18 protein-coding genes are annotated in these 23,145 nt (G+C 68.5%); 7 read left to right on the plus strand and 11 right to left on the minus strand.

Annotation, left to right across the window (positions count from 1 at the left end; translation table 11 throughout):
- From HEP73_RS13800 to HEP73_RS13815, 4 genes are all read left to right on the plus strand, one after another.
- Positions 1-300, plus strand: a complete 300-nt coding sequence (locus tag HEP73_RS13800; protein WP_185820415.1) for a hypothetical protein — start codon at positions 1-3, stop codon at positions 298-300.
- Positions 301-398: 98 nt separating this feature from the next.
- Entirely contained in the window at positions 399-1,328 is a 930-nt protein-coding gene (locus tag HEP73_RS13805) for an alpha/beta hydrolase (protein WP_185820416.1), read from the plus strand.
- 123 nt (positions 1,329-1,451) lie between these two features.
- On the plus strand, positions 1,452-2,084 hold the full coding sequence (gene upp / locus HEP73_RS13810) for a uracil phosphoribosyltransferase (RefSeq protein WP_185820417.1): 633 nt from the start codon (positions 1,452-1,454) through the stop codon (positions 2,082-2,084).
- A gap of 326 nt (positions 2,085-2,410) precedes the next feature.
- Positions 2,411-2,821, plus strand: a complete 411-nt coding sequence (locus HEP73_RS13815) for a LuxR C-terminal-related transcriptional regulator (RefSeq protein ID WP_185820418.1) — start codon at positions 2,411-2,413, stop codon at positions 2,819-2,821.
- Between the two features lie 182 nt (positions 2,822-3,003).
- Here HEP73_RS13815 and HEP73_RS13820 read toward each other — a convergent pair whose 3' ends face one another.
- Positions 3,004-4,089 (minus strand): hypothetical protein, encoded by a 1,086-nt coding sequence (locus HEP73_RS13820; RefSeq protein ID WP_185820419.1) that lies wholly within the window; start codon positions 4,087-4,089, stop codon positions 3,004-3,006.
- 164 nt (positions 4,090-4,253) lie between these two features.
- On the opposite strand from HEP73_RS13820, the gene HEP73_RS13825 reads away from it, so the two are divergent.
- Positions 4,254-4,709: a hypothetical protein gene (locus HEP73_RS13825; protein WP_185820420.1), complete on the plus strand. Its 456-nt coding sequence runs from the start codon at positions 4,254-4,256 to the stop codon at positions 4,707-4,709.
- Between the two features lie 153 nt (positions 4,710-4,862).
- On the opposite strand, the gene HEP73_RS13830 is transcribed toward HEP73_RS13825, so the two are convergent.
- The 7 genes from HEP73_RS13830 to rsmD all read right to left on the minus strand — a co-directional run bounded on the left by HEP73_RS13830 (position 4,863) and on the right by rsmD (position 11,665).
- A complete protein-coding gene (locus tag HEP73_RS13830; protein WP_185820421.1) occupies positions 4,863-6,593 on the minus strand; it encodes a glycoside hydrolase family 9 protein in 1,731 nt (576 codons plus the stop codon).
- 114 nt (positions 6,594-6,707) lie between these two features.
- On the minus strand, positions 6,708-7,598 hold the full coding sequence (locus HEP73_RS13835) for an MBL fold metallo-hydrolase (RefSeq protein ID WP_185820422.1): 891 nt from the start codon (positions 7,596-7,598) through the stop codon (positions 6,708-6,710).
- 54 nt (positions 7,599-7,652) lie between these two features.
- Positions 7,653-9,398: a gamma-glutamyltransferase gene (gene ggt, locus HEP73_RS13840; protein ID WP_185820423.1), complete on the minus strand. Its 1,746-nt coding sequence runs from the start codon at positions 9,396-9,398 to the stop codon at positions 7,653-7,655.
- The gene (locus HEP73_RS13845) at positions 9,395-9,679 is read right to left on the minus strand and encodes a YfhL family 4Fe-4S dicluster ferredoxin (RefSeq protein WP_179563903.1); all 285 of its coding nucleotides are present in this window, start codon (positions 9,677-9,679) and stop codon (positions 9,395-9,397) included. The genes ggt and HEP73_RS13845 overlap by 4 nt, the downstream gene beginning before the upstream one ends.
- 345 nt (positions 9,680-10,024) lie before the next feature.
- Positions 10,025-10,519, minus strand: coding sequence for a hypothetical protein (locus HEP73_RS13850; protein WP_185813226.1), 495 nt, complete (start codon positions 10,517-10,519; stop codon positions 10,025-10,027).
- Positions 10,520-10,556: 37 nt separating this feature from the next.
- The gene (gene coaD, locus HEP73_RS13855; RefSeq protein ID WP_184411109.1) at positions 10,557-11,063 is read right to left on the minus strand and encodes a pantetheine-phosphate adenylyltransferase; all 507 of its coding nucleotides are present in this window, start codon (positions 11,061-11,063) and stop codon (positions 10,557-10,559) included.
- Complete coding sequence (rsmD, locus tag HEP73_RS13860) at positions 11,060-11,665, minus strand: 16S rRNA (guanine(966)-N(2))-methyltransferase RsmD (protein ID WP_185820424.1); 606 nt, start codon at positions 11,663-11,665, stop codon at positions 11,060-11,062. The genes coaD and rsmD overlap by 4 nt, the downstream gene beginning before the upstream one ends.
- A gap of 213 nt (positions 11,666-11,878) precedes the next feature.
- Between rsmD and htpG the strand changes: the two genes are divergently transcribed.
- Together htpG and HEP73_RS13870 are read left to right on the plus strand one after the other, a co-directional pair.
- Complete coding sequence (gene htpG, locus HEP73_RS13865) at positions 11,879-13,783, plus strand: molecular chaperone HtpG (RefSeq protein ID WP_185820425.1); 1,905 nt, start codon at positions 11,879-11,881, stop codon at positions 13,781-13,783.
- A 177-nt stretch (positions 13,784-13,960) separates the two neighbouring features.
- On the plus strand, positions 13,961-14,986 hold the full coding sequence (locus tag HEP73_RS13870) for an Ldh family oxidoreductase (RefSeq protein WP_185820426.1): 1,026 nt from the start codon (positions 13,961-13,963) through the stop codon (positions 14,984-14,986).
- Positions 14,987-15,408: 422 nt separating this feature from the next.
- On the opposite strand, the gene HEP73_RS13875 is transcribed toward HEP73_RS13870, so the two are convergent.
- The 3 genes from HEP73_RS13875 to HEP73_RS13885 all read right to left on the minus strand — a co-directional run bounded on the left by HEP73_RS13875 (position 15,409) and on the right by HEP73_RS13885 (position 22,943).
- The gene (locus HEP73_RS13875) at positions 15,409-18,297 is read right to left on the minus strand and encodes a TonB-dependent receptor (RefSeq protein WP_185820427.1); all 2,889 of its coding nucleotides are present in this window, start codon (positions 18,295-18,297) and stop codon (positions 15,409-15,411) included.
- Between the two features lie 573 nt (positions 18,298-18,870).
- Positions 18,871-20,463, minus strand: a complete 1,593-nt coding sequence (locus tag HEP73_RS13880; RefSeq protein WP_185820428.1) for a glycoside hydrolase family 27 protein — start codon at positions 20,461-20,463, stop codon at positions 18,871-18,873.
- Between the two features lie 56 nt (positions 20,464-20,519).
- Entirely contained in the window at positions 20,520-22,943 is a 2,424-nt protein-coding gene (locus tag HEP73_RS13885) for a glycoside hydrolase family 127 protein (RefSeq protein ID WP_185820429.1), read from the minus strand.
- Positions 22,944-23,145: the final 202 nt, after the last annotated feature.

Below are 23,145 nucleotides of genomic sequence, written 5' to 3' on the forward strand. Positions count from 1 at the left end.
ATGCTGCAGGACCTGGCCGAGGCGATCGCCCGGCCGCTGTTCGAACTCGTCCTGCAGTTGTTCGGCTACTGGAGCGGGCGCATGCTGCTACCGGTGCTGTCGCTGGGCTGGATCCGCGCCGAAGCCCGCCGCGACCGGCTACCGCGCCGGCCCGGCAAGCGCCGCCACGGCCAACCGTTGCTCTATCGCAACGCCAGCGGCAGCCTGATCGCCAGCGACGATGCGGTGATGATCCTGGGCCTGGCATGCTGGGCGCTGCTGGCACTGGCCGCGTTCCTGCTCTATCGCCTGGCGCAGTGAGTTTCCGCTAGCACGGCTTCATGCGGCCGATTCGACCGGCGCCGCGCTGGCAGCTAGCATTCCCCCCGGTTGTTTCGCTTCGGCTGCCAAGGGGACGCATGAAATCCATCGCCATCGCGCTTGCCGCGCTGTTTGCATCGTTGGCGCCGGGTGTGCGCGCCGCAGCTTGGGAACCAGCGCCCGGACACGTGCAAGTCCCGATATGGCCCGGAACGCCGCCCGACGCACAGCCATTGCCGGGCCCGGAGTTCGTGACCACGCGCAATAAGGTGGCCGGAAAACCATGGACGGCGGCGGAGCGCGTCTCGCGCCCGACGATGACGGTCTATGCGCCGAAGGGCCGCAACACCGGAGCCGCCGTCGTCGTGTTTCCCGGCGGCGGGTACTGGGTATTGGCGATGGATCTGGAAGGGACCGAAGTGTGCGATTGGCTCACCTCGCGCGGCATCACCTGCGTGCTGCTGAAGTACCGCGTGCCGGGCGACAGGCAGCAGCCGCAGTCGGGGCCCTACCCGAAATCGCCCATGGCATTGCAGGACGCGCAACGCACCATAGGCCTGGTACGCCAGAACGCAGCGCAGTGGCATATCGATCCGCACCGGATCGGCGTGCTGGGCTTCTCGGCGGGCGGGCACCTGGTGGCGGCGATCAGCACGCATTTCGAGCGCCGGCTCTACCCCGCCGTCGACGCGGCGGACGAGCAGAGCTGCCGGCCGGATTTCGCTGTGGCCCTGTATCCGGGACACCTGTGGATCGACGACGACAAGTTCGAACTCAATCCGGATGTGCCGGTCGGCGAGCGGACACCGCCGACCTTCCTGCTGCAGGCCGAAGACGACCGCGTGGACGGGATCAATCAGTCGCTGGTCTATTACATCGCCTTGAAGAACGCCGGCGTTCCGGTGGAAATGCATCTGTATCCGCACGGCGGCCATGCCTTCGGCTTGCGTCCCAGCGAGTTCCCGATCACCCGGTGGCCCGCGCTGGTGGACACGTGGTTGCGCACGATCGGCATGACGTCCGGGTAAGTTACCATCCGATTCGTCCGCTCCGCATCTCGCGGCCGCGCTGACGACAGGTAGTCCCGGAATACCTGGCCGTCGTCGCGCCGGCTGCGGCACACTGTGCGCATCCCCCTTGCGAGCGCGCCCATGAAGATCGTCGAAGTCCGCCATCCGCTGGTGCAGCACAAGATCGGCCTGCTGCGCGATGCCGCGCTGAGCACCAAGGGCTTCCGCGAACTGGTCACCGAACTCGGCACCCTGCTCGGCTACGAGGCCACCGCCGACCTGGAGACGGAGACGCACACGATGCAGGGCTGGGCCGGCCCTACCCAGGTGCAGCGCATCGCCGGCGCCAAGATCACCCTGGTGCCGATCCTGCGCGCGGGGCTGGGCATGCTGCCCGGCGTGCTGGCGCTGATTCCAGCGGCGCGGGTCAGCGTGGTCGGCCTGCAGCGCGACGAGGAGACGCTGCAGCCGGTGCCCTACTTCGAGCGCCTCACCGGCCGCCTGGAAGAACGCGACGCGCTGATCCTGGACCCGATGCTGGCCACCGGCGGCACCCTGATCGCCACCGTGGACATGCTCAAGCGCGCCGGCGCGCGGCGGATCAAGGGCATCTTCCTGGTCGCCGCGCCGGAAGGACTGCAGGCGCTGGAAGCGGCGCATCCGGACGTGGAGGTCTATACCGCCGCGATCGACGACCACCTCAACGACAAGGGCTACATCCTGCCCGGCCTCGGCGACGCCGGCGACCGCATCTTCGGCACCCGCGTGGGCTGAAGGCGTGTCGTCGCTGCTGCAGTAGGCCGCATCGCGGCCAGCAGGCAATCGACTGGCGCTGCGGTGTGCTGCGTCGAACGGCGGTTGGGTTAGGCCACGCGGCGCAGGACGCGATTGAATAGGCCCAGCCGCGCTTGGGACAGCGCAAGGAAGAAGAAGCCGGCTCCAGCAGCGGCCTAGCCCGATTTCGCCCCGCGCATGCTCAAGTGCAGACCGTCGTGCGCGCCTGCAATCGCATCGCCAGCCGCTGAGCTCACAACGCGGCAGCGCGCGCGTTCATCCCTTTAGCGCCCCATCACAGGGCGCCACCGGGATGGAGCCGCGCGATGCTTACCTGCAGGGAAAACCAGGTCCTGAACCTGATCGGCCGGCGCCTGCGCTGCCGGCAGATCGCGCGCGTGCTGGCGATCGGCGAATCGACCGTGCGCAAGCACCGCGCCAATATCTGCAGCAAGCTCGGCTTCCACCACACCGCGCAACTGGTCGCGCATGCGCTGCGCACGCGCCCGACGGCGGCGGCCGATATCGGCAACGGTCCGTGGCAGACGCTGCGGCCGCGCGAATGCGAGATCGTGCGCGAACTCTGCCGCGGCCAGACCAGCAAGCAGATCGCGCGGCAACTGCGGATCAGCCATCGCACGGTGGAAAAGCATCGCCAGAACGCGATGCGCACGCTCTACGTGCACGACATGGCGACGCTGATGCGTCTGGCCGAGGACAACAACGGGAACGCATAGGCGGCACTCGCGGCAGTCGCCGATCGCGCAGGTATGCGTGGGAGTTAGGCGCGGCGCGCGTGCGGCCGTGCAAGGACGCGGTCCGCGCAAGGAGCTGATGCCCCTGGCATTTCGGAACCGATGCCGCAGACAGGAACACGTGGATGAAACGGACGCGCCGAAGCCGGCGCGTCCGTCGCGGATTAACGCGCCTCGACCCTGCCTTCCACGTCCACCGCGCGGGTCTGTCCGGGCCAGACGCCGAACAGATCGATGGTGCGCACGCCATTGAGCCACTGGCCGAGCGGCCGCTGCCAATGGAAGTGGCGGCGGTCGGTGGAGCGGATGCCGCGGAACCCCAGCTCCAGGCGCAGGTTGCTCGCATCCAGCGGAATGTCGCCGATGGTGGAGGTCAGCCCGCCGCTGATCGTCACCCGTCGCTGCTGCGCGCCGCGCGGCGTGTCGAACTGCAGATGCGCATCGACGATGTAGGTGCCGCCATGGTTGTTGCGCAGGATCAGGGTGAAGGCGCCCAGATGGGTGATCCAGTTGGGCATCGGCAAGCGCTCGCCGAACGAGGCGAACGCGAAGGCCAGGGGCGCCTGCGTGTCGGCCAGCCGGCCGGCCTCGCTCGGCCACAGGTGCAGGTCCACGCTGCGCTGCGCGCTGGTGGAGACGAACGAGCCGCGGCCGCGCACCTGGCCGAGCATCTTGTCCACCGCGCCGGCGTTGCCGGTGATGGAGAAACTGTTGTCGGCCGACTGCGATGCCACGTTGACCCCGCTGCGCGCGTACAGCACGTCGGTGATCACCCCGAACCCCTGGGCGATGCCGTGGCCCTGCTGCATGCCCGCCTCGTGCGCGCGCGCCAGCAGCCAGTCCAGGTGCTGGGTCAGCAGCGCGGTCGGATCGTTGAGCCCGACCGTTTCCTCCAGCGCGCACTGCGACACCATCGAGCCCTGCCGGCCGAAGCTCCAGGTGACCTTGGTGCCCGCGGTGATCTTGAGCCCGGTCTCCGGATCGGTGACCGAACCGTCCAGTTGCGCGGCCGCGCGCGTCTGCCGCACGTCGCTGGTCATCATGCTCCAGTCGATGCTGAGCGGTTGCCGACGCAACTGCGCCTCGCCCAGGCCCGGCAACGCCGCGGCGATGCGGCGGAAGCTGCCGTTGTGCGGATCGACGATGCCGACCGCGCCGGGCGCGATGTCCGGACTCAAACCCCAGTTGCCCCAGTAGCCGGGATGGCTGTTGCGCACCATCTGCGTGAACTGCGAGTTCCACTGTGTCATGGCGATGTCCCTGCTCGATGCGAATTGCATCGCGGCCACGCTGGCATCGGCGGCAAGCGGTTTGAATTGCACAGAATGCGTAGCGCTGCGCCGTTGCTGGCGCGCTACGCATTCGGAAGAATTTATCGCGCAGGCCGACGCAGCCAAGCTTGCCGAGACGGCGAATGGCCGCCATTGCAGAGGAGCACGACATGCCCTACCAGTTCGAGCAGGCGAGCAGCCCGCAACAGATCGCCGAGCGCCAGTTCGCCTCGGTCTCGCTGGAAGCCGGCCCCACCACCGGCACGCTGTTGCAGTTCACCCCCTTCACCTCGTGCATCGGGGTGGCGGTCAACAACAACGGCATCCTGATCGGCGTGCACCTGTCGTTGTTCGGCGCCGACGGCACGCCGTTCTCGGCCGAAAGTGTGGATGAGGTGATGCGCCTCACCGGCAAAGACCAGCAGCCGGGCGCGCCGTGCATCGTGTTCGGGCAGACGGCGTACTGGGAGAACTCGCTGCCGGCCGCCTACCAGCTGCTGCTGCAGCAATTGCAGCCGAACGAGGTCTACGCGCTGGCCGACCTGACTCCGGGCATCGGCGTGGACAACCTGGGCCGGCCGATCCTCACCGAGTACTGAGCGGCACGCGGTCGGGAATCGATGCACACGGTTCCTGGGGCGACCTGGATCGCCTGCCGATGCCGCGTCGCGATCGGGCGCCGCCATGCATCGCGCGGCACCCCGCCGACACCGACACCACTGAGCGCCGGCATCCGCGGGCGATGCCGGCGCTCAGCGCTGCAGGTTCTGCAGCGCTGCGCTCACGTACACCAGTGGCGCGTTCCAGTTGATCGCCACTTCGTTGCTGGCGTAGCTGCACTCCTGGTCAAGGTAGGACAGCGCCGGCAGCGACGAGGCGTAGGCGTGCTTGCACTCCTTGGCGTCCTGCTGGCCAGGCTGCGGACCGCCGACCAGCAGGCCCGGCACCGGCATGGCGACGCCGTCGGCGATGGAGATGCGATGGTGAATGTGCAGCGGCGAACGCGCGCCGATGCCGGTCACGAACGACATGCCCAGCGGATTGCGCCCCAGCACGTAGTCCAGCTGCGACTGTGCGGCCTGCAGGTACTCGGGCTTGCGTTGCAGCTGATAGGCCTGCAGCAGCAGCATCGCCTGGTTCAGCGCGGTGCTGTTGCTGCCCCAGTGGAAGTCGCCCGGGGCCATCGCCACTTTCCACGCCGAACCCTGCCAGGCATGCAGCAGGTGCGTGGCAACGGTATCGATCTCCTGCGCGATGCGCGCCTGGTCCGCGTGCGCGGTCAGCCGCGTGCGGTGCTGCGCCAGCGACATCCACGCCAGCCCGCCCACCGAACCCCAGTTCGGCACGCTGGCGTGCACGTTGCGCGCCATCGCCGCGTCGTAGAACGCGTCCTCGCCGGTGGCCAGGTACAGCTCGGTGGCGGCCCAGGCGAACTCGTCGTCGAACTTGTCGTCGTTGTAGCCGCCGGTGTGCACGTCCGCAGGCTGCCGGTAGACCATGTCCGGATGCGCCTGCGCCCAGGCCCAGGCACGGCGCGAGGCCTGCAGCATGCGCTTGGACACGCCGTCGAAGCGGTCGTCGAACGGTGCGTAGATGCGGCTGGCCTGGGCCATCACCGCGGCGAAGTCGAGCGTGGCGGCGGTGCTCTTCTGCACCACGTAGCGCGGCGCGCGCGCCTGGTCCGGCATCTGCATGCCGCCGAAGTCCAGGTTGGTCAACTTGTGGTAGACCCCGCCGTCGCCTGGATCCTGCATCGCCAGCAGCCACTGCAGGTTCCAGTCGACCTCGCGCAGGATGTCGGGCACGCCGCCGCCGCTGTCCGGAATGCCCTCCTTCTGCGCGGCGAAGTAGGCCGGGAATTGTTCGTAGGCGGCCAGCAGCGTGTACACGGTGATGCCGGAATTGACCACGTACTTGTTGTAGTCGCCGGCGTCGTACCAGCCCTTCGGCGCGGAGATCACGGTGCCGGCCGGGCGCCCCGGCGAGGCCGCCGAGGCGTGGATCAGCACGTGGGTGTCGGGGTGCCCTTCCGCACGCGCGTGGCGGCCGGCGTACTCGCCGGGCAGCGCGGTGCTGGCGCGATTGAAGTAGTAAGCCTTCAGCGCCGCGCGCGTCACCCCATCGTAGGCGTCGGCGGCGATGGCGAAGCTGTCCGATGGCGCCAGCCCGTCCACGCGCAGGCGATAGCGGCCCGGTTCGCGCAACGCGGAAAAGTCGGCGATGCGTACCGTCTGCTGCGCCGGCGCCCAGGTCGCCGCCGGCCCCAGCGTACCGCGCAGCACCACCTTGCCCGAGTCGGCGCGTTCGACCGCGAAGGCGTCGCCGTGGCCATCGGGCACCACCGCGAGCTTGCTGGCGGCCGGCAGATAGCCGACCTGGTTGAGCCGGATCGGCGACATGGCGGCATCCTCGGAACGCGAGGCGCAGCCACCGACGACCAGGCAGGCGAGAAGCAGGCAACGCAAGGCGGTAGGCAGTTTCATGCGCCGATACTGGCCGGCCGCGATGACGGCTGCAAGCGCCGCGCGGCGGGCTTTCAGCCGCCAGCCGGAATGCCGCGGCGCCTGCGGCGCGTCGGCGCGATCGAGGGCGGCGCCCTAGCCTGCCAGCGACCGCGCCTGCAGCGACGGCACCTCGTGCGTGGTGACGAAACGGCCCTTGCCGTCGCGCGCCAGTTGCGCCAGCGCGCAGTCCGGGTCGTGGGTAAAGAACAGGTGCACGTTGCGCGCCAGCGCGTCCTCCAGGAACGCGCGCTTCTCGTCGATCAGCAGTTCGGCGTTGCGGTCGTAGCCCATCGTGATCGGCACATGCACCCAGGAGCGCCCCGGGATCAGGTCGGCGCAGAACGCGACGCCGCCATGCGCCTGTCCCTCGACCTGCTGCGCGCCGACGATCTCGGCCAGCATCAGCCCCGGCGTGTGCCCGTCGCTGAAACGGAAGCGCACCGCCTCGCCCAGGCTGCGCGAATAGTCGCCATCGACCAGCTCCAGGCGGCCGCTGGCCTGCAGCAGGCCGGGCAATTCGGGAATGAAGCTGGCGCGGTCGCGCGGATGCGGCTGCAGCGCGCGCTGCCAGTGCGCCACGCCGACCAGGAAGCGCGCGTTCGGGAACAGCAGCTCCGGCGCGGCGCCCTCGCGCCATGGTGCCAACAGCCCGCCGGCATGGTCGAAGTGCAGATGGCTCAGCACCACCACGTCGATGTCGGTATGTGCGACGCCGGCCTCGTGCAACGAATCCAGCAGCACGTGGCGGTCTTCCTGGATCCCGTAGCGCTCGCGCAGCGCCGGCGCGAAGAACGCGCCGACGCCGGTCTCGAACAGCACCGTCTTGCCGGCCAGCGGGCGCGCCAGCAATGCCCGGCAGGCCAGTTCTATGCGGTTGCTATCGTCGGGCGCGGCCCACTGCTGCCACATCGCCTTGGGCGCGTTGCCGAACATCGCGCCGCCGTCGAGTTTCTGGGAGTTGCCTTGGATCGACCAGAGTTTCATTGCAGGAATTCGGGATTCGGGATTGGGGATTCGCAAAAGCGTGCGGCGTGCGGCTCAGCGCGCTGGCGCGGCCAGTTGCAGGACCTCGGCACTGCCGACCTCGTTGCGCGGATCGCTGCCGCCGCTGAGCACGTTGTTGCGCTTGTCCCACTCCACCGTCTGCAGATTGCCCCACACGTGGCTGGAACCGCGCCCGCCCTCGGCGCTGTCGCCGGGCAGCTTGAGCGTGTGGCCCATCGCCTGTAGACCCTGCACGGTGGCCGCGTCGAAGGTGCCGGTCTCGGCCTCGATCACGTCCGGCAGCCACTGGTGGTGGTAGCGCGGCAGCGCGGCGACCTGCTGCGCGCTGAGGCCGTCGTCGTAGCCGAGGATGCCGAGCAGGACCATGGTGATGATGCGGCTGCCGCCCGGGGTGCCGAGCACGATGGTCTTGTCGGCGTTCTCCATGAAGGTCGGCGTCATCGAGCTGAGCGGGCGCTTGCCCGGCTTGGGTGCGTTGGCGGCGTAGCCCATCACCCCGAACGCGTTGGGCGTGCCGGGCTTGAGCGCGAAGTCGTCCATCTCGTCGTTGAGCAGCACGCCGGTGCCCTTGGGGATCAGCCCGGAGCCGAACAGCAGGTTCACGGTCTGGGTCGCGCCGACCCGGTTGCCCTCGCCGTCGATGATCGAGAAATGGGTGGTTTCGTCGTCTTCCAGCGGCGTCGGCTGGCCCGACAGCAGGTCGCTGGGCGTGGCCTTTTCCGGATTGATGGTCGAGCGCAGGCCGATCGCATAGTCCTTGCTCAGCAGCACGCGCTGCGGCACCGCGGTGAAATCCGGATCGCCGAGGAAGAAGGTGCGGTCGCGGTAGGCGCGGCGCATCGCTTCCACCACCAGGTGGGTGCGGTGCACCGGATCCATCGCCTTCAGGTCGTAGCCTTCCAGGATCTGCAGCATGCTGGCCAGGGCGATGCCGCCGGACGACGGCGGCGGCGCGGTGGTGATGGTCCAGCCCTTGTAGTCGAAGCGGATCGGCGTGCGCTGCTTGACCGTGTAGCCGGCCAGTTCCTCGGCAGTCCAGTGGCCACCGGCCTGCTTGACCCCGGCCAGCAGCTTCTTGGCGATGGCGCCGCGGTAGAACCCGTCGAAGCCCTTGGCGCCCAGCAACTGCAGCGTGTTGGCCAGTTCCGGCTGCTTGAACAGGTCGCCTTCGGCGATCGGCTTGCCGTTGCGCAGATACACCTCGCGGGTGCCGGGATAGCGCTCCATCACCTTGCGCCGCGACTGGTAGCCCTCGGCCATGCGCCGGTACACCGGGAAGCCGTCGCGGGCGATGCGGATCGCCGGCGCCAGCGACTGCTGCAGCGGCAGCTTGCCGTGCTTGGTCGCCAGTTCCACCAGCGCCGCCGGCAGGCCGGGAATGCCGGCCGACCACGGGCCGTTGACCGAGCGGTCGCGGTCCAGCGCGCCCCTGGCATCCAGGAACTTGTCGGCGCTCGCCGATTCCGGCGCGACTTCGCGCGCGTCCAGCATCACGTCCTTGCCGGTCTTGGCATCGTGCAGCAGGAAGAAGCCGCCGCCGCCGAGGCCGGAGCTGATCGGCTCGACCACCGCCAGCGTCGAAGACACCGCCACCGCCGCGTCGAACGCATTGCCGCCCTCGCGCAGGATCTGCAGGCCGGCCTCGGTGGCCAGGCGGTGGCCGCTGGCGACGGCGGCGCCGGGCGGATGCGCGGCGGCGGCAGCGACCGGCGCCTCGGCCCACGCCGACGGCGTCAGGACCAGGGCGAGCAGCAGGACACGGCGGACGAGGGTTCTCATGCGGCGGGGGGCTCCTGTCGGTAAAACTCGGGATGATCGCGCTGCAGCTGCAGCAGCTTGGCCAGCAACTGGTCGTGGCTCTCCGGGATCGCCGGATCCGGGTCGATGCACTCGACCGGGCACACCACCACGCACTGCGGCTCGTCGAAATGGCCGACGCATTCGGTACAGCGGGCCGGATCGATCACATAGATCGTCTCGCCCATCGCGATGGCCTGATTCGGGCAGGCCGGCTCGCAGACGTCGCAGTTGACGCAGAGCTCGTTGATCTTGAGGGACATTTCGCTGGATTCGGCACTAACAGCACCATCTTACCGGATCGGGCGCTATGGCCCCGGCATCGCGGTCACGTCCGGCGGGACGCTGCGTCGCGCAGGCGACGGCTTGATGCGCCAGAAGGCCGGACCGGCGGCGCGGATGCCTATGGCAGTTGCTTGTGGCGTCCCAGGGAACGCAGCTGCCGCCCTGCTGGACCTAGGCGCGCGCAGGAACTGGATTGGACAATGGATGCCGCTGGCTACATGGAGACGCTGCCGGCGATGGCCGGACGGTCGCGGCCGCAGGCCAGCAGAAGCTGGCCCTGCGTCGGCCGGCGTGCCCATGCAGGCACGCCGGCGCTATGGCGCTTACTTCGCTTCGACGAAGATGTACTCGGCGCCGGTCGGCTGGATCACGGTCTGCACGCGCGCGTTGTCGGCGGCGTTGCCGATGTAGACCACGCGCACGCCCTTCATCGTGTTCGGCTCGACCTTGGCGAAGGCGGCGGCGATCAGGTCGGCCATCTTGGCCGAGGCCGAGGAGCCGAACGCCAGCATGTTGCCCGGCTGGATGCCGCGGCCGATGGCGGTGGTGGCGCTTTCGACCTGGCGATCGTACTTGGCCTGGAAATCCGCATCCGACTCCGGCGGCAGGTAGTACAGGAACGGGCTGTTGGTGATGGTGCCCATGTTCTGCAGCGCCACTTCCTGCAGGTACTTCTTCCAGCCGGCATCGTCGTCCTTGGACGGCGCGGTCAGCGCCGGCTGCGCGTCGGCGGCGGGCGCGGCGGCCTCTTCCTTCTTGCAGGCGGTGAAGCCCAGTGCCAGCGAGGCGATCAGCAGCACGCGTACGGTGTTCTTCATGGATGGCTCCCTTGTTTGTATGTGAATGACGGACGGCTCAGCGCTGCGCCGCGGCCTGGCGGGCCTGGACCAGCGCCTGCACCACCGACGGCGGCACGAAGCCGGACACGTCCCCGCCCAGCCGCGCGATCTCGCGCACCAGCGACGACGAAATGAAACTGTGTTGCTCGGCCGGGGTGAGGAACAGCGTCTCCACCTCCGGGATCAGATGCCGGTTCATGCTCGCCATCTGGAACTCGTATTCGAAATCCGACACAGCACGCAGGCCGCGCAGCAGCACCCCGCCGCCGACCGAGCGCACGAAATGCGCCAGCAGCGTGTCGAAGCCGATCACCTCCACGTTGCGGTGCCCGGCCAGCGCCTCGCGGGCCAGGTTCACGCGCAATTCCAGCGGCAGCGTCGGCCCCTTGGACGGGCTCTGCGCCACGCCCACCACCACCTGTTCGAACAGCGGCGCGGCCCGGTTGACCAGGTCGATGTGACCGTTGGTGATCGGATCGAAGGTCCCGGGGTAGACGGCGATGCGGCTGTGGGCCACGGTCATGCGTTGGATACCGCGTGAAGGTCGCCGGGAAGTGTAGCAGCGGTGCGCCGGTACAGGGCAGCGCGGACCTCGCGGCTGCCGCCCTCGCGGTACAGCGCCCACTGCGCCGGCACGGCCGGCGCCTGCCCCGCCGGCGACTCCAGGTACAGCCAGGCGTCGGCCGCCAGCCGCGCCGGCAGCCGTTGCAGTACCGCCTCCCACAGCCCGTCGGCGAACGGCGGGTCGACGAAGGCGATGTCGGCCGGGGCGTCGGCCCCCGGCACCTGCAGCCAGCGCAGCGCGTCGTCCTGCACCACCTGGATCTGCTCTTGGGCTTGCAGCCTGGCGACGCTGGCGCGCAGGCCAGCGGCCAGCGCCGGGTCGCGTTCGACCAGGCAGGCCGAGGCCGCGCCGCGCGACACCGCCTCCAGGCCGAGCGCGCCGCTGCCGGCGAACAGGTCCAGCACGCGCGCGCCAGGCAACGCCGGCAGCAACCAGTTGAACAGGGTCTCGCGGACCCGGTCGGAGGTCGGGCGCAGCCCCGGCAGGTCCGGCACCGGCAACCGCGTGTTGCGCCAGCGCCCGCCGATGATGCGCACCTGGCCCGCGCCGGCGCGGCTCATCGGCGGCCTCGCGACGGCCGGGAATCGGGAGGCAAGGGGCAAGGGATCGGCATCGACGGCGGCGGCACGGAACGGGGCCAGGATGATAGACCAGGGCCATGGCGCCCGCGCGCGCCGCCTGGCGCTTGAAGCCGGGCCTGGCCGCCACCATGTCCGCTGGCAGAGTCGCGCCCTCCTCCGCGCGGCCAGCCATCACCCATGGAGCAAGCACCGATGAGCGTGGAAACCCAAAAAGAAACCCTGGGCTTTCAGACCGAGGTCAAACAGCTGCTGCAGCTGATGATCCATTCGCTGTATTCCAATAAAGAGATCTTCCTGCGCGAGCTGATCTCCAATGCCTCCGACGCGGCCGACAAGCTGCGCTTCGAGGCGCTGGTCAAGCCGGAACTGCTGGACGGCGATGCGCAGCTGCGCATCCGCATCGGCTTCGACAAGGACGCCGGCACCGTCACCATCGACGACAACGGCATCGGCATGAGCCGCGAGGAGATCGTCTCGCACCTGGGCACCATCGCCAAGTCCGGCACGTCCGATTTCCTCAAGCACCTGTCCGGCGACCAGAAGAAGGATTCGCACCTGATCGGCCAGTTCGGCGTGGGCTTCTACAGCGCCTTCATCGTCGCCGACCAGGTCGACGTGTACAGCCGCCGCGCCGGGTTGCCGGCCAGCGAGGGCGTGCACTGGTCCTCGCGCGGCGAAGGCGAGTTCGAGGTCGCCACCATCGACAAGCCCGAGCGCGGCACCCGCATCGTGCTGCAGCTGAAGGAGAGCGAGGACAGCTTCGCCGACGGCTGGAAACTGCGCGGCATCGTGCGCAAGTATTCCGACCACATCGCGCTGCCGATCGAGCTGCCGAAGGAACACCACGGCGAGGACAAGGACAAGCCGGAAACCCCGGAGTGGGAAACCGTCAACCGCGCCAGCGCGCTGTGGACGCGGCCGCGCACCGAGATCAAGGACGAGGAATACCAGGAGCTGTACAAGCACATCGCGCACGACCACGAGAACCCGGTGGCGTGGAGCCACAACAAGGTCGAGGGCAAGCTCGACTACACCTCGCTGCTGTACGTGCCCGGGCGCGCGCCGTTCGACCTGTACCAGCGCGACGCCTCGCGCGGGCTCAAGCTGTACGTGCAGCGCGTCTTCATCATGGACCAGGCCGAACAGTTCCTGCCGCTGTACCTGCGTTTCGTCAAGGGCATCGTCGATTCCAGCGACCTGCCGCTGAACGTGTCGCGCGAGATCCTGCAATCCGGCCCGGTGATCGACTCGATGAAGTCGGCGCTGACCAAGCGCGCGCTGGACATGCTGGAGAAGCTGGCCAAGGACGAGCCCGAGCGCTACAAGAGCGTGTGGAAGAACTTCGGCCAGGTGCTGAAGGAAGGCCCGGCCGAGGACTTCGCCAACCGCGAGAAGATCGCCGGCCTGCTGCGCTTCGCCTCCACCCACAGCGGCGACGCCGAGCACAGCGTGGCGCTGGCCGACTACGTGGCGCGGATGAAGGACGGCCAGGACAAGCTGTACTACCTGAGCGGCGAGAGCTACGCACAGATCAAGGACAGCCCGCACCTGGAAGTGTTCCGCAAGAAGGGCATCGAAGTGCTGCTGCTCACCGACCGCATCGACGAGTGGCTGATGAGCTATCTCACCGAGTTCGACGGCAAATCCTTCGTCGACGTGGCGCGCGGCGACCTGGATCTGGGCAAGCTCGACAGCGACGAAGAGAAGCAGGCCATGGAAGAAGCGGCCAAGGCCAAGCGGGGCCTGGTCGAACGCATCCAGCAGGCGCTGGGCGAGGACGTCTCGGAAGTGCGCGTGTCGCACCGCCTGACCGATTCGCCGGCGATCCTGGCCATCGGCCAGGGCGACCTGGGCCTGCAGATGCGGCAGATCCTGGAAGCCAGCGGACAGAAGCTGCCGGAGAGCAAGCCGGTGTTCGAGTTCAACCCGGCGCACCCGCTGATCGAGAAACTCGACGCGGAAGCCGACGGCGAGCGCTTCGGCGACCTGGCGCGGGTGCTGTTCGATCAGGCGGCGCTGGCGGCTGGCGATAGTCTGAAGGATCCGGCTGCGTATGTGCGTCGGCTCAATAAGCTGTTGTTGGAGTTGTCGGCGTAAGCCTGCTGCACAAGCCAAGCATGTGGAAGAACGAAGCCGGCGCCCTGCCGGCTTTGTTTATTGGCTTGACCCTTCATAGTCAGCCATGAAGAATCCCACGGTGTTTTGGCAACCCGAGGGTTTTCACGAAGCGCAGCACGGGCGAGAATCCGGGTCACTCTATTTCGTGCTTTTCCGATGAATGCCAGCGATCCCGTCGCACTGTCCCTGGACCAAGCCACCGCATTGGTCGAACGTATCCTGCGCCATGCCGGCTTCGGCCCGGCGCATGTGCGAACCCTTACCGCCACGATCGTCGCGGGCGAACGCGATGGCTGCGCGTCGCATGGGCTGTACCGGACCCTGGGATGCGTGGCGACGCTGCGCAACGGCAAGGTCGCTGGCGGTGCCGAGCCGGTCGTGCACGATCAGGCGCCCGGGATCGTCCGCGTCGACGCATGCGGCGGCTTTTCGCTGCTGGCATTCGAGCGCGGCCTGCCCTCGCTGATCGAAAAGGCGCGAGGCAATGGGCTGGCGGCGCTGGCGATCAACCATTGCGTGCATTTCTCCGCGCTATGGCCGGAAGTCGAACGCATCACCGAGGCCGGGTTGGTCGCGCTGATCTGCAATCCCAGCCATGCCTGGGTCACGCCGGCCGGCGGCCACACGCCGTTGCTGGGAACCAACCCGCTCGCGTTCGGCTGGCCGCGCGTGGACGCGCTTCCCTTCGTGTTCGATTTCGCCACCAGTGCGGTAGCGCGCGGCGAGATCGAATTGCACCGCCGCGCCGGCCTGCCGATTCCCGAAGGCTGGGGCGTGGACGCCACCGGCAAGCCGACCACCGATCCGAACGTGGTCGCCGGCGCTGGTGGTGCGATGCTGACCTTCGGCGGACACAAGGGATCGGCGCTGTCCGCCATGATCGAACTGATCGCCGGGCCGCTGATCGGCGACCTCACCAGCGCCGAATCGCTGGCGCACGACGCCGGCGCCGGCGCCTCCCCGTACCACGGCGAACTGATCCTGGCCTTGGACCCGGTGCGGTTCCTGGGCGCGGAGTGGGCCGGGCACATGGCACGCGCCGAGGCGTTTTTCGCCGCCTACCAGGACACCGGTGCGCGGCTGCCCTCGCAACGTCGCTATCAGGCGCGCGCACGTAGCGTCCTTGAGGGTGTGCGGATTCCGCGCAACCTGCACCAGGACCTGCTGAAGTTGCTGGAGTAAGCCGGCGCAGCGCGGCTGCGGCGCGAGCGCTAAGCGGCGCCCGACGTCACGGCTGCGCAGGCAACAAGGCGCCGCACCAATCGATCCGAAAACCTTGGCCGTCCAGCGTCAACGACAACCAGACATAACGCCCATCAACGGGATTGTCCGGATTCCTGCGGTCGCAGATGTACCGGCAGCCTTGCACTCGCCGAACCAATAGTCGGCGCCGTCACGGTCGCGCGGCAGGCCGGCGCCATGAGCGTTGATCGCCACACCGTAGCGATCGTTCCACAGCACCCCACGGGGGATCTGCCCGGCGCCAGCGGCAGCCATATAAGCGCTGCCGCCAGCATCGCGCGCCACTACATCGAGGCACGCGTGCAGACGCCGACCGGGAACGACATCCGCAACGCCCCGGTTCGGACTGGCCTAACGCAGGCTTAGAACTTCACCGTCGCCCGCGCCCAGTAGTAGCGGCCGAGCAGATCGTAGGTGGCCACGTCGGTGTTGGCGTTGCCGACGTTGTTGGCGTAGTACAGCGGCGGCTGCTTGTCGGTGAGATTGTCAACGCCGAACTCGACACGGGTGCGCCACTGCGCGAACTGATAGCCGACCTGCGCGCTGTGGTAGACGTAAGCGCCGATGCCACGCACCACGCCGGCCTCGCCGACGTCGGCCGACAGGTTCTGCCGCGCGTCGGCGCTGCCGATCTCGGTGGCGCCGATGTAGCGCATGCGGTAGTTGGCGCTCCAGTTGCCGAGGTTCCAGCCCAGGGTGCCCAGCGCGCGCCAGCGCGGGAAGTTGCCGTAGGCCTGGGTGTACTTGCCGGCGTTGTGGATGGTGACGGTGTTCGGGTCGGTGCTGTCCGGATTGACGTCGTAGCGGATCGTGTAGGTGCCGTTGAGGCCGGCGTTGAAGCTGCCCCAAGCGGTGTCCGGCAGGCGGTAGTTGAGGCTGAAGTCGGCGCCGCTGGCCCACAGCTTGCCGAGGTTTACGGTGGGCTCGGCGACGTAGTTGATGGTGCCGTTGTCGTTGCGGTGGATCAGCGCGCAGAACGCGCTGCCCGAGTTGGCGTAGCACTGGTTGAACACGGTCTGCGCAGACACCTGGGTGATGGTGTCCTGCAGGTTGATCTTCCACAGGTCCGCGCTCATCGACAGGCCATCCAGCCAGCCCGGATCGTAGACCACGCCGAAATCGTAGGACTTGCCGGTCTCCGGCTTGAGCTGGTAGCCGGCCACCACCGCACCGGACGCCTTGGCGCCGATCTGGTTGTCGGCCTGCTGGTAGCTGCCGTCGGTGGGCACGTTGACGCAGGCGCCCTCGTGGCCGCCGGTGTAGCCGTTGCACGGATCGTTGACCGTGGCCGAATCGCCGACCACGCCGGAATACAGTTCGTTGATGTTCGGCGCGCGGAACACCTGCGACACCGTGCCGCGCAGCAGCAGGTTCTCGATCGGACGGTACTCCAGCGAGACCTTGCTGTTGGTCTTGCTGCCGACGGTGTCGTAGTCGGAGAAGCGGCTGCCGATGGTCAGGTTCAGCGAATGCACCAGCGGCAGGTCCGCCAGCAGCGGGAACAGCGCCTCGGCATAGGCTTCCTTGACGCTGAAGCTGCCGCCGAGCACGGTGGCGCAGTATTCGATCACCCCGCACATGCCGTTCTCGTCGCCGGTCCACAGCGGATCGGCGGCGGTGGAGGTGCTTTCCTTGCGGTAGGACACGCCCGCGGCCAGGCTCACCGTGCCGGCCGGCAGGTCGAACAGGTTGCCGTTGGCGTTGGCCTCGAACTGCTTGACCGTGTAGACGCTGGTGACGATCGGGTTGACCACCAGCGCTTCCAGCGCGGCCTTGTTGCTTTCGCTGTTGAGGTTGAACACGTCGATCGGGGTGCAGCCGGCGATCGCCGCACCGGCGCTGCCGCACTTGACCGTGCCGTCGCTGTCCAGGAACGAAGGGCCCACCGCGGCGTTGAAGCCGGCGTAGTCGAGGAAGCCTTGGTTGATCGATTTCTGCTTGACCTTGCCGTAGTTGACGCTGGCATCCCACTGCCAGGAGCTGTCGCCGAAGCTGCCGCGCAGGCCGGGATTGATCTGGAAATTGTAGGTGTTGTATTCGTAGCGGCGGTTGCCCAGCACCGTGGCGCGGCTGTTGAAGCTGTTGTACGAGGTGCCGGTGCTGCGGTCGGTGCCGAAGTTGACGCCGAACGGGTTGTAGTAGCTGTCGGCGGAGACCAGGAAATTGTCGCCGTTGGCGAAGATCGGAATCGGCGCGATGATCGAGGACGAAGTGGTCTTGCTGAAGTAGGTGTTGACGTAGCCTTCGAGGTGATCGTTGAAGCGGAAGCTGCCGATCACGAAGGCGTTGGTGCGTTCCTGCGGGGTCTGCAGCAGGTTGTACGGCTGGTAGTTGTAGGAGTCGGCGGAGGCGTTGTAGCAGTGGTACTGGCCGGCATTGGTCGGGCTGCCGCTGCCGCCGTTGAAGGTGACCCGCGAGCAGCCGTTGCTCGCCGCCAGCGCCTTGGACTGGGCGGAACCTTCGTCGAAGCTGATGCTGCCGGTCGGCGTGGCCGAGGACCCCTGCTTCACCGGCACGCCGTCGATCAGCGACAGCGCATCCTTGGAATAGCCGCGCTCGCCGGCCGAGACCGGATCGATGTTGTGGTAGGACAGGCCGGCGACGATGCTGCCGCGATCGCTGGTCTTGCCGGCGGTCAGGGAGAAGTTGCGGCGGTTGCCGTCGCTGCGCGAGCTGGTGCCGAAGTCGGTACTGGCCTCGATGCCGTCGAAGCCCTTGCGCAGGATGAAGTTGACCACGCCGCCGATCGCGTCCGAGCCGTACACCGCCGAGGCGCCGTCGCTGAGCACTTCCACCCGCTCGATCATCGTCGCCGGGATCGCATTGACGTCGTTGCTGGCCAGGCGCGTGCCGTTGACCAGGATCAGCGTGCGCTTGTCGCTCAGGCCGCGCAGCGAAATGGTCGAGGCGCCGGTGCCGCCGCCATTGTTGGTGTTGGGATTGGTCGCGTTGCCGGCGATCGACGGCAGTTCCTGCACCAGATCGCCGAGCGTGGCCTTGCCGGTCGCCTCGATCTGCGCGCGGTTGATCGTCACCACCGGATTGGCGGTCTCGGTATCGACGCGGCGCAGGCGCGAGCCGGTGACCACGATGCTGTCCAGGGTCTGGGTCTTGCCGTCGTCCGCGCTCGCCTCCTGTGCCAGCGCCGACCAGGAGCTGCCCAGCGACAATGCGGCGACCACGGCCAGGGCCAGCGGCTGTTGCACCGGTGCGCGGCGATGGGAAGGATGGGGTGCGTGCGGGAACGACATGGAGATCTCCTGAGCGATGGCGACACGTGGCGTAAGCGAAAACGATGGGCCGAACGGCTCCACGCCGGCCTGCGCCAGCGACGGAACATGCAATGAGGGCGACGCTGCACAGCGACGCCGGTGATACGCATCCTGCGCCGCGGCCTCAACAAGGCCGGACACAATCTCGGGGATGCTGGTTGTCCTTCGCACGCAGCGCGTGCGCAGATCCCCGGTCCTGCGGTGGGTGGCGAAGGGCGGCGGCGGATCCTGTCCCGCGCACCGGCCATTGGCCGGAAACAAAGTTCATCACGTTTTAACGATGCGATCACAATGTGCCCGGAACCACGGCCGGCGTCTTGTCGCAATTAGCGGTTCTGCATGCGGAATAGCGCATGGTCGCGGCACGGCGGCGCGATGGGGCGCCCGACCGGCATGCACGCCCGTTGCTTTCGGTTCAGCCTGGGAGTCGGTGCACGCCGGCGCTTCGCTGCGATATATCGCCAAGCCCCGCCACGCACGAAACAGGCAGGACAAGCGCGTAGGCAAGACGGACCGCGCCCGCAGTGGCGCGCCCCCGCCTTCCCGTCGAACTCAATGCAGGTGCGCAGCAGCCGGCGGCGACAGCCGCAGCAACACCACACCATGCGCAGCGACCTGCACACTGCGCAGCTCGCCGGCAGGCCGGCTGCCGCCGCGCCACAGATCGCGCCAGCGGCGTCCGCGCAGCGCGGTGCCTGCATCCTCCGCGGTCAGCGCCACCCGATGCGGCTGCGCATCGCGATTGAACACGCCGAGCGCGACGCCGCCATCGGCCAGCGGCTTGCGCCAGATCTCGATCGCACCGTCCTTGCGCACCGCCCTGCCCTGCACGCCCAGCGCATCCTGGTCGATCGCCAGCACGTCGCGGTTGCGCAGCAGCGCCAGCGTCGCCGGCGTCATCTGCCGCAGGTCGTTGCCGAGCAGCAACGGCGCCGCCGACAGCGCCCACAGCGCCAGGTGTGTGCGGTACTCGTCCACGCGCATGCCGCCGTTGCCGACCTCGAGCATGTCCGGATCGTTCCAGCCGCCCGGCCCGGCATCGGCGGGATCGCCGTTGCGGTCGAAACCGATCGAGGCCATCTTCGCGTAGCTGTCCTCGATGTCGCCGGTAGTGCGCCACAGGTGGCCGCCGACCTCGCGCCCCCACTGGCCGACATGGTCGCGGCCATACTGGCACAGGCTGTAGACGATCGGCCGCCCGGTCGCGCGCAGCGCCTGGCCCATCTGCAGGTAGGCGCGGCGCACCTGTTGCGGCTCGCGAAAGATGCCTTCGCCGGAGCACAGGTCGTACTTGACGTAGTCCACGCCCCAGCCGGCCCAGGTGCGCGCGTCCTGTTCGACGTGGCCGTAGCTGCCGGTGTAGCCGGCGCAGGTCTTGGGTCCGGGCGAGCTGTACAGGCCCAGCTTCAGGCCCTTGCCGTGCACGTAGTCGGCCAGCGCGCGCATGTCGGGAAAGCGCGCGTTCGGCTGCAGCACGCCGTCGCGGTCGCGCTGGCCCTGCCAGCCGTCGTCGATGTTGACGTAGACGTAGCCGGCATCGCGCAGCCCGGAGGCGACCATGGCGTCGGCGATGCGGCGCACGGTGGCGTCGTCGATGTGCTCGGCGAAGCGGTTCCAGCTGCTCCAGCCCAGCGGCGGGGTCCGCGCCAGGCCATCGCTCGGTAGCGCTGCGTAGTCCGGCAGCGGCGCGACCGGGAATGCCAGCCGTGCCGCGTCGGCCTCGCTGCCGCGGCGTGCGCGCACATCGACCTGCTCATCCCAGATGCGCCCGGCCACGTGCAGCTGACCGTGCTCCAGGGTCGCGGTCCACGGCTGCGCCGGCAGCCGCGGATTGCCGTTGTCGATCTGGAAATGCGCCACGTCGCCGTCGATGCGCAGTTGCTGCATCGGCACATCGCCGTACCAGTCGGTGGTGATGCTGCCCTGCGCCTGGCCGTCGCGCTGGACGATGCGCAGGTAGCGCGGACCGGGAAACGACGGCCCCTGCGCGATCACCCAGATGCCGTGCAACGGGCTGGCCGGCGCCACGATCGCGGCCGGTGGCGGCGCATGCGCGCAGCCGCCACTGCCGGTCACTGCGAGCGCGAACAGGCCACGCCACAGCCAGCGGCGGGCGGGAGAAGCGAAGCGCGAGCACGACGCCATCGATGGCTCCTGCCGGGGCGCGACGCCAGCGCCGCGTGCGTGCGCTGCCACAGCCGTCACGCGCTCGCGGCCGGGATCAACCAGCCACCGAACAGCGGTCCGGCGGTATCGCCGTGCTGCGGCTCGATGCGGAAGGTCAGCTGCTTGGCGCCGGTCAGCGCCGGCGGCAACGCGTAATCGCGATCGACGAAGTCGATGACCTGGCTGCGGTCCACCTGTACTTCCACCGCCAGCTTGCCGTCGATCAGGATGTTGAAGCGGCCCTTGTCGCTGCCCCAGAAACGCAGGCGCAACGCCAGCGGCTGCGCACTGCCTTTCATCTGGAACTCGACGAAGCCCTTGCCGCGTACGTCGCGGCATTGCTGGCGGCGGTAGGCGCCGCCGAAGGAGGTATCGCTGCGCAGCTTGTGCGCCTGCTCGGAGGCCTCGTCACCGAACTGGATCATGTCCACCGCGGTGGCCTGCAGCGCGGCGCGCTCGGCCTGCTGGCGCGCGCGCCGCGCCGCTTCCTGCGCCCACTGCGCCGGCGCCAGGCGCTTGAAGTAAAGCGCGCTGCGGCGTTCGTACTGCGCGTAGAACGGCACGAAGGTCAGCCCCGGCGGCTGCGTGGCGGCGGCCAGGAAATGCCCGGACTGCGGCAACTCGGCGAACCCGGCCAATGGATCGGCCGCGGCCACCAGCGCCGGGTCCGGCGCATCGTAGGGATCGGCGACCGGGCCCAGATCGGCGGCCAGCGCCAGCGGACCGCGCATCACCACCACCGTGTCGGCGTCGCCGGCGGCATGCTCCAGGCGCAGCGGCATCGCCAGGTCCAGTTCGATCACGTCGCCGCTGCGCCACTGTCGCTCCAGCGCCAGGTAACCGTCGGCGGCGGTGCCGCGCTGGGTCTTGCCGTTGACGCGCAGCGTGTAGCCGCCCTGGCACCAGGCCGGCAGCCGCAGCAGCAGGCGGCGCGGCGTGCGTGCGCCGGCGCGGCGCAGTTGCAGCCGCACCTTGCCGTTGTCGGGCACGCCGCTGTCCAGCTCCAGCGCCAGGTCGCGCTCGGGCCAATCCAGGGTCGAGGGGATGTACAGGTTGACGTACAGCGACGCCGCATCCTGCCAGTAGATCGAGTCGCCGAACTGCGCGTGCGCCTCCATGCCGCTGCCGACGCAGCACCAGAACGAATCGAACTTGTCGGAGAAGCCGCGCTCGCCGCCGCTGATCATCGGCGTCATGTAGGTGAACATGCCGGTGGCCGGATGCTGCGCGGCCATCGTGTGGTTGTGCAGGGTGCGCTCGTAGTAGTCGAAATAGCGCGCCTGCGGCGTCCACTGGTACAGGTGCCGGGTCAGCTTGAGCATGTTGTAGCTGTTGCAGTGCTCGCAGGTCTGCTCGGTCAGGAACGCGGCGATGGTGTCCGGTTCCTGGAAATACTCGCGGTCGGCATTGCCGCCGATGACATAGCTGTAGTGGCCGGTCACCGTCTCCCAGAAGAAACGCGCCGCCGCCGCCGCATCGGCATCGCCGGCGACCTCGAACTGGCGTGCCTCGCCGATGAACTTGGGCACCTGGGTATTGGCATGGATGTGCGGCAGCTCGTCGCGGCCGGCCGCGGCCGGATCGATCACCTTCTCGTGGCGCAGGCGCTTGCCCAGCGCGATCCAGCGCGGATCGCCGGTGCGCGCGCCCAGTTCGATGTAGGACTCGTTGAGGCCGCCGAACTCGGTGTCCAGCAGGGTCTGCATCTGCGCGTGGTCGAGCGCGTCGAACACCCCGCCCAGATAGCCGGCCAGCGGCAGCAGCACCTGCAGCGCCTGCGCGTTGCCGGCCAGTTCGTGCGCATCGAGCAGGCCGGCGAACAGCTTGTGCACCGTGTACAGCGGCGACCAGCTGCCGTTGAGATTGAACTTGCTGCCCTTGATGATGCCGCGGCGCACTTCCTCGAACACCACCTTGCCGTTGTCGATGGCGCCCTTGTCGTTCTTGCGGGTGAGCCCACCGACATAGCCGTCCGCATCCTTGGCCTGCGCACGCGCCAGCTCGGCGACGATGTAATCGATGCGCTGGCGCAGCGCCGCATCGCGGGTCTGCGCATGCATCTTGGCCAGCGCGCTGAGGTAGTGGCCGAGCGTGTGCCCGGCGATGGTGTCGCCCTCCCAGCCGCCGTAGACCTCGCCCTTGGGCGGCAGGCCAGCGTACTGCAGGAAGTTGTGCAGCAGGCGGTCCGGTTCCAGTTCCAGCAGATAGCGGCGGTTGGTCTGCAGCGAATCCAGGAACAGCGACGGCTTGAGCGTGACCTGCTTGAGCGGCAGCGCCTGCACGGCGCCGGCGCTGGACGCGGCGGCATCCAGCGGGAAGCGCAGCAGTCCCGCGGCCACCGCGAGCGCGCTCCATTGCAGGAACCGGCGCCGCGACGGATCCAGCGCCGCCATATCGGCGTCCGCGGACGCGCTATGCGCGCAGTGCGCGCTGTGGACGTGTCCGGAGCGCGCGTTCATCGGGCACCGCGCGAAGGGATGGCCACGGGGAACCGAGAGGAAATGCGAGACGGCATTGCTTGCTCCTTTGCGCTTGGCGGCGGCAGGCGCAGGCCCGACCGCGGCCACGAACGGGCGGCCTGTCGCCACTGTGTCATCGATACGTCATCGCGTCTTGTCGCCACGGCTGCGCGAACATGCGGATTTGTGCCGAATCGCGTCT

Origin of the sequence: Xanthomonas sp. GW (assembly GCF_014236815.1) — a bacterium.
Taxonomy (GTDB): domain Bacteria; phylum Pseudomonadota; class Gammaproteobacteria; order Xanthomonadales; family Xanthomonadaceae; genus Xanthomonas_A.

Coding starts and splice junctions, on each gene's coding strand:
- HEP73_RS13800 (WP_185820415.1), top strand. CDS start 1: ATGCTGCAGGACCTGGCCGAGGCGATCGCCCGGCCGCTGTTCGAACTC.
- HEP73_RS13805 (WP_185820416.1), top strand. CDS start 399: ATGAAATCCATCGCCATCGCGCTTGCCGCGCTGTTTGCATCGTTGGCG.
- upp (WP_185820417.1), top strand. CDS start 1,452: ATGAAGATCGTCGAAGTCCGCCATCCGCTGGTGCAGCACAAGATCGGC.
- HEP73_RS13815 (WP_185820418.1), top strand. CDS start 2,411: ATGCTTACCTGCAGGGAAAACCAGGTCCTGAACCTGATCGGCCGGCGC.
- HEP73_RS13820 (WP_185820419.1), bottom strand. CDS start 4,089: ATGACACAGTGGAACTCGCAGTTCACGCAGATGGTGCGCAACAGCCAT.
- HEP73_RS13825 (WP_185820420.1), top strand. CDS start 4,254: ATGGCCGCCATTGCAGAGGAGCACGACATGCCCTACCAGTTCGAGCAG.
- HEP73_RS13830 (WP_185820421.1), bottom strand. CDS start 6,593: ATGAAACTGCCTACCGCCTTGCGTTGCCTGCTTCTCGCCTGCCTGGTC.
- HEP73_RS13835 (WP_185820422.1), bottom strand. CDS start 7,598: ATGAAACTCTGGTCGATCCAAGGCAACTCCCAGAAACTCGACGGCGGC.
- ggt (WP_185820423.1), bottom strand. CDS start 9,398: ATGAGAACCCTCGTCCGCCGTGTCCTGCTGCTCGCCCTGGTCCTGACG.
- HEP73_RS13845 (WP_179563903.1), bottom strand. CDS start 9,679: ATGTCCCTCAAGATCAACGAGCTCTGCGTCAACTGCGACGTCTGCGAG.
- HEP73_RS13850 (WP_185813226.1), bottom strand. CDS start 10,519: ATGAAGAACACCGTACGCGTGCTGCTGATCGCCTCGCTGGCACTGGGC.
- coaD (WP_184411109.1), bottom strand. CDS start 11,063: ATGACCGTGGCCCACAGCCGCATCGCCGTCTACCCCGGGACCTTCGAT.
- rsmD (WP_185820424.1), bottom strand. CDS start 11,665: ATGAGCCGCGCCGGCGCGGGCCAGGTGCGCATCATCGGCGGGCGCTGG.
- htpG (WP_185820425.1), top strand. CDS start 11,879: ATGAGCGTGGAAACCCAAAAAGAAACCCTGGGCTTTCAGACCGAGGTC.
- HEP73_RS13870 (WP_185820426.1), top strand. CDS start 13,961: ATGAATGCCAGCGATCCCGTCGCACTGTCCCTGGACCAAGCCACCGCA.
- HEP73_RS13875 (WP_185820427.1), bottom strand. CDS start 18,297: ATGTCGTTCCCGCACGCACCCCATCCTTCCCATCGCCGCGCACCGGTG.
- HEP73_RS13880 (WP_185820428.1), bottom strand. CDS start 20,463: ATGGCGTCGTGCTCGCGCTTCGCTTCTCCCGCCCGCCGCTGGCTGTGG.
- HEP73_RS13885 (WP_185820429.1), bottom strand. CDS start 22,943: ATGAACGCGCGCTCCGGACACGTCCACAGCGCGCACTGCGCGCATAGC.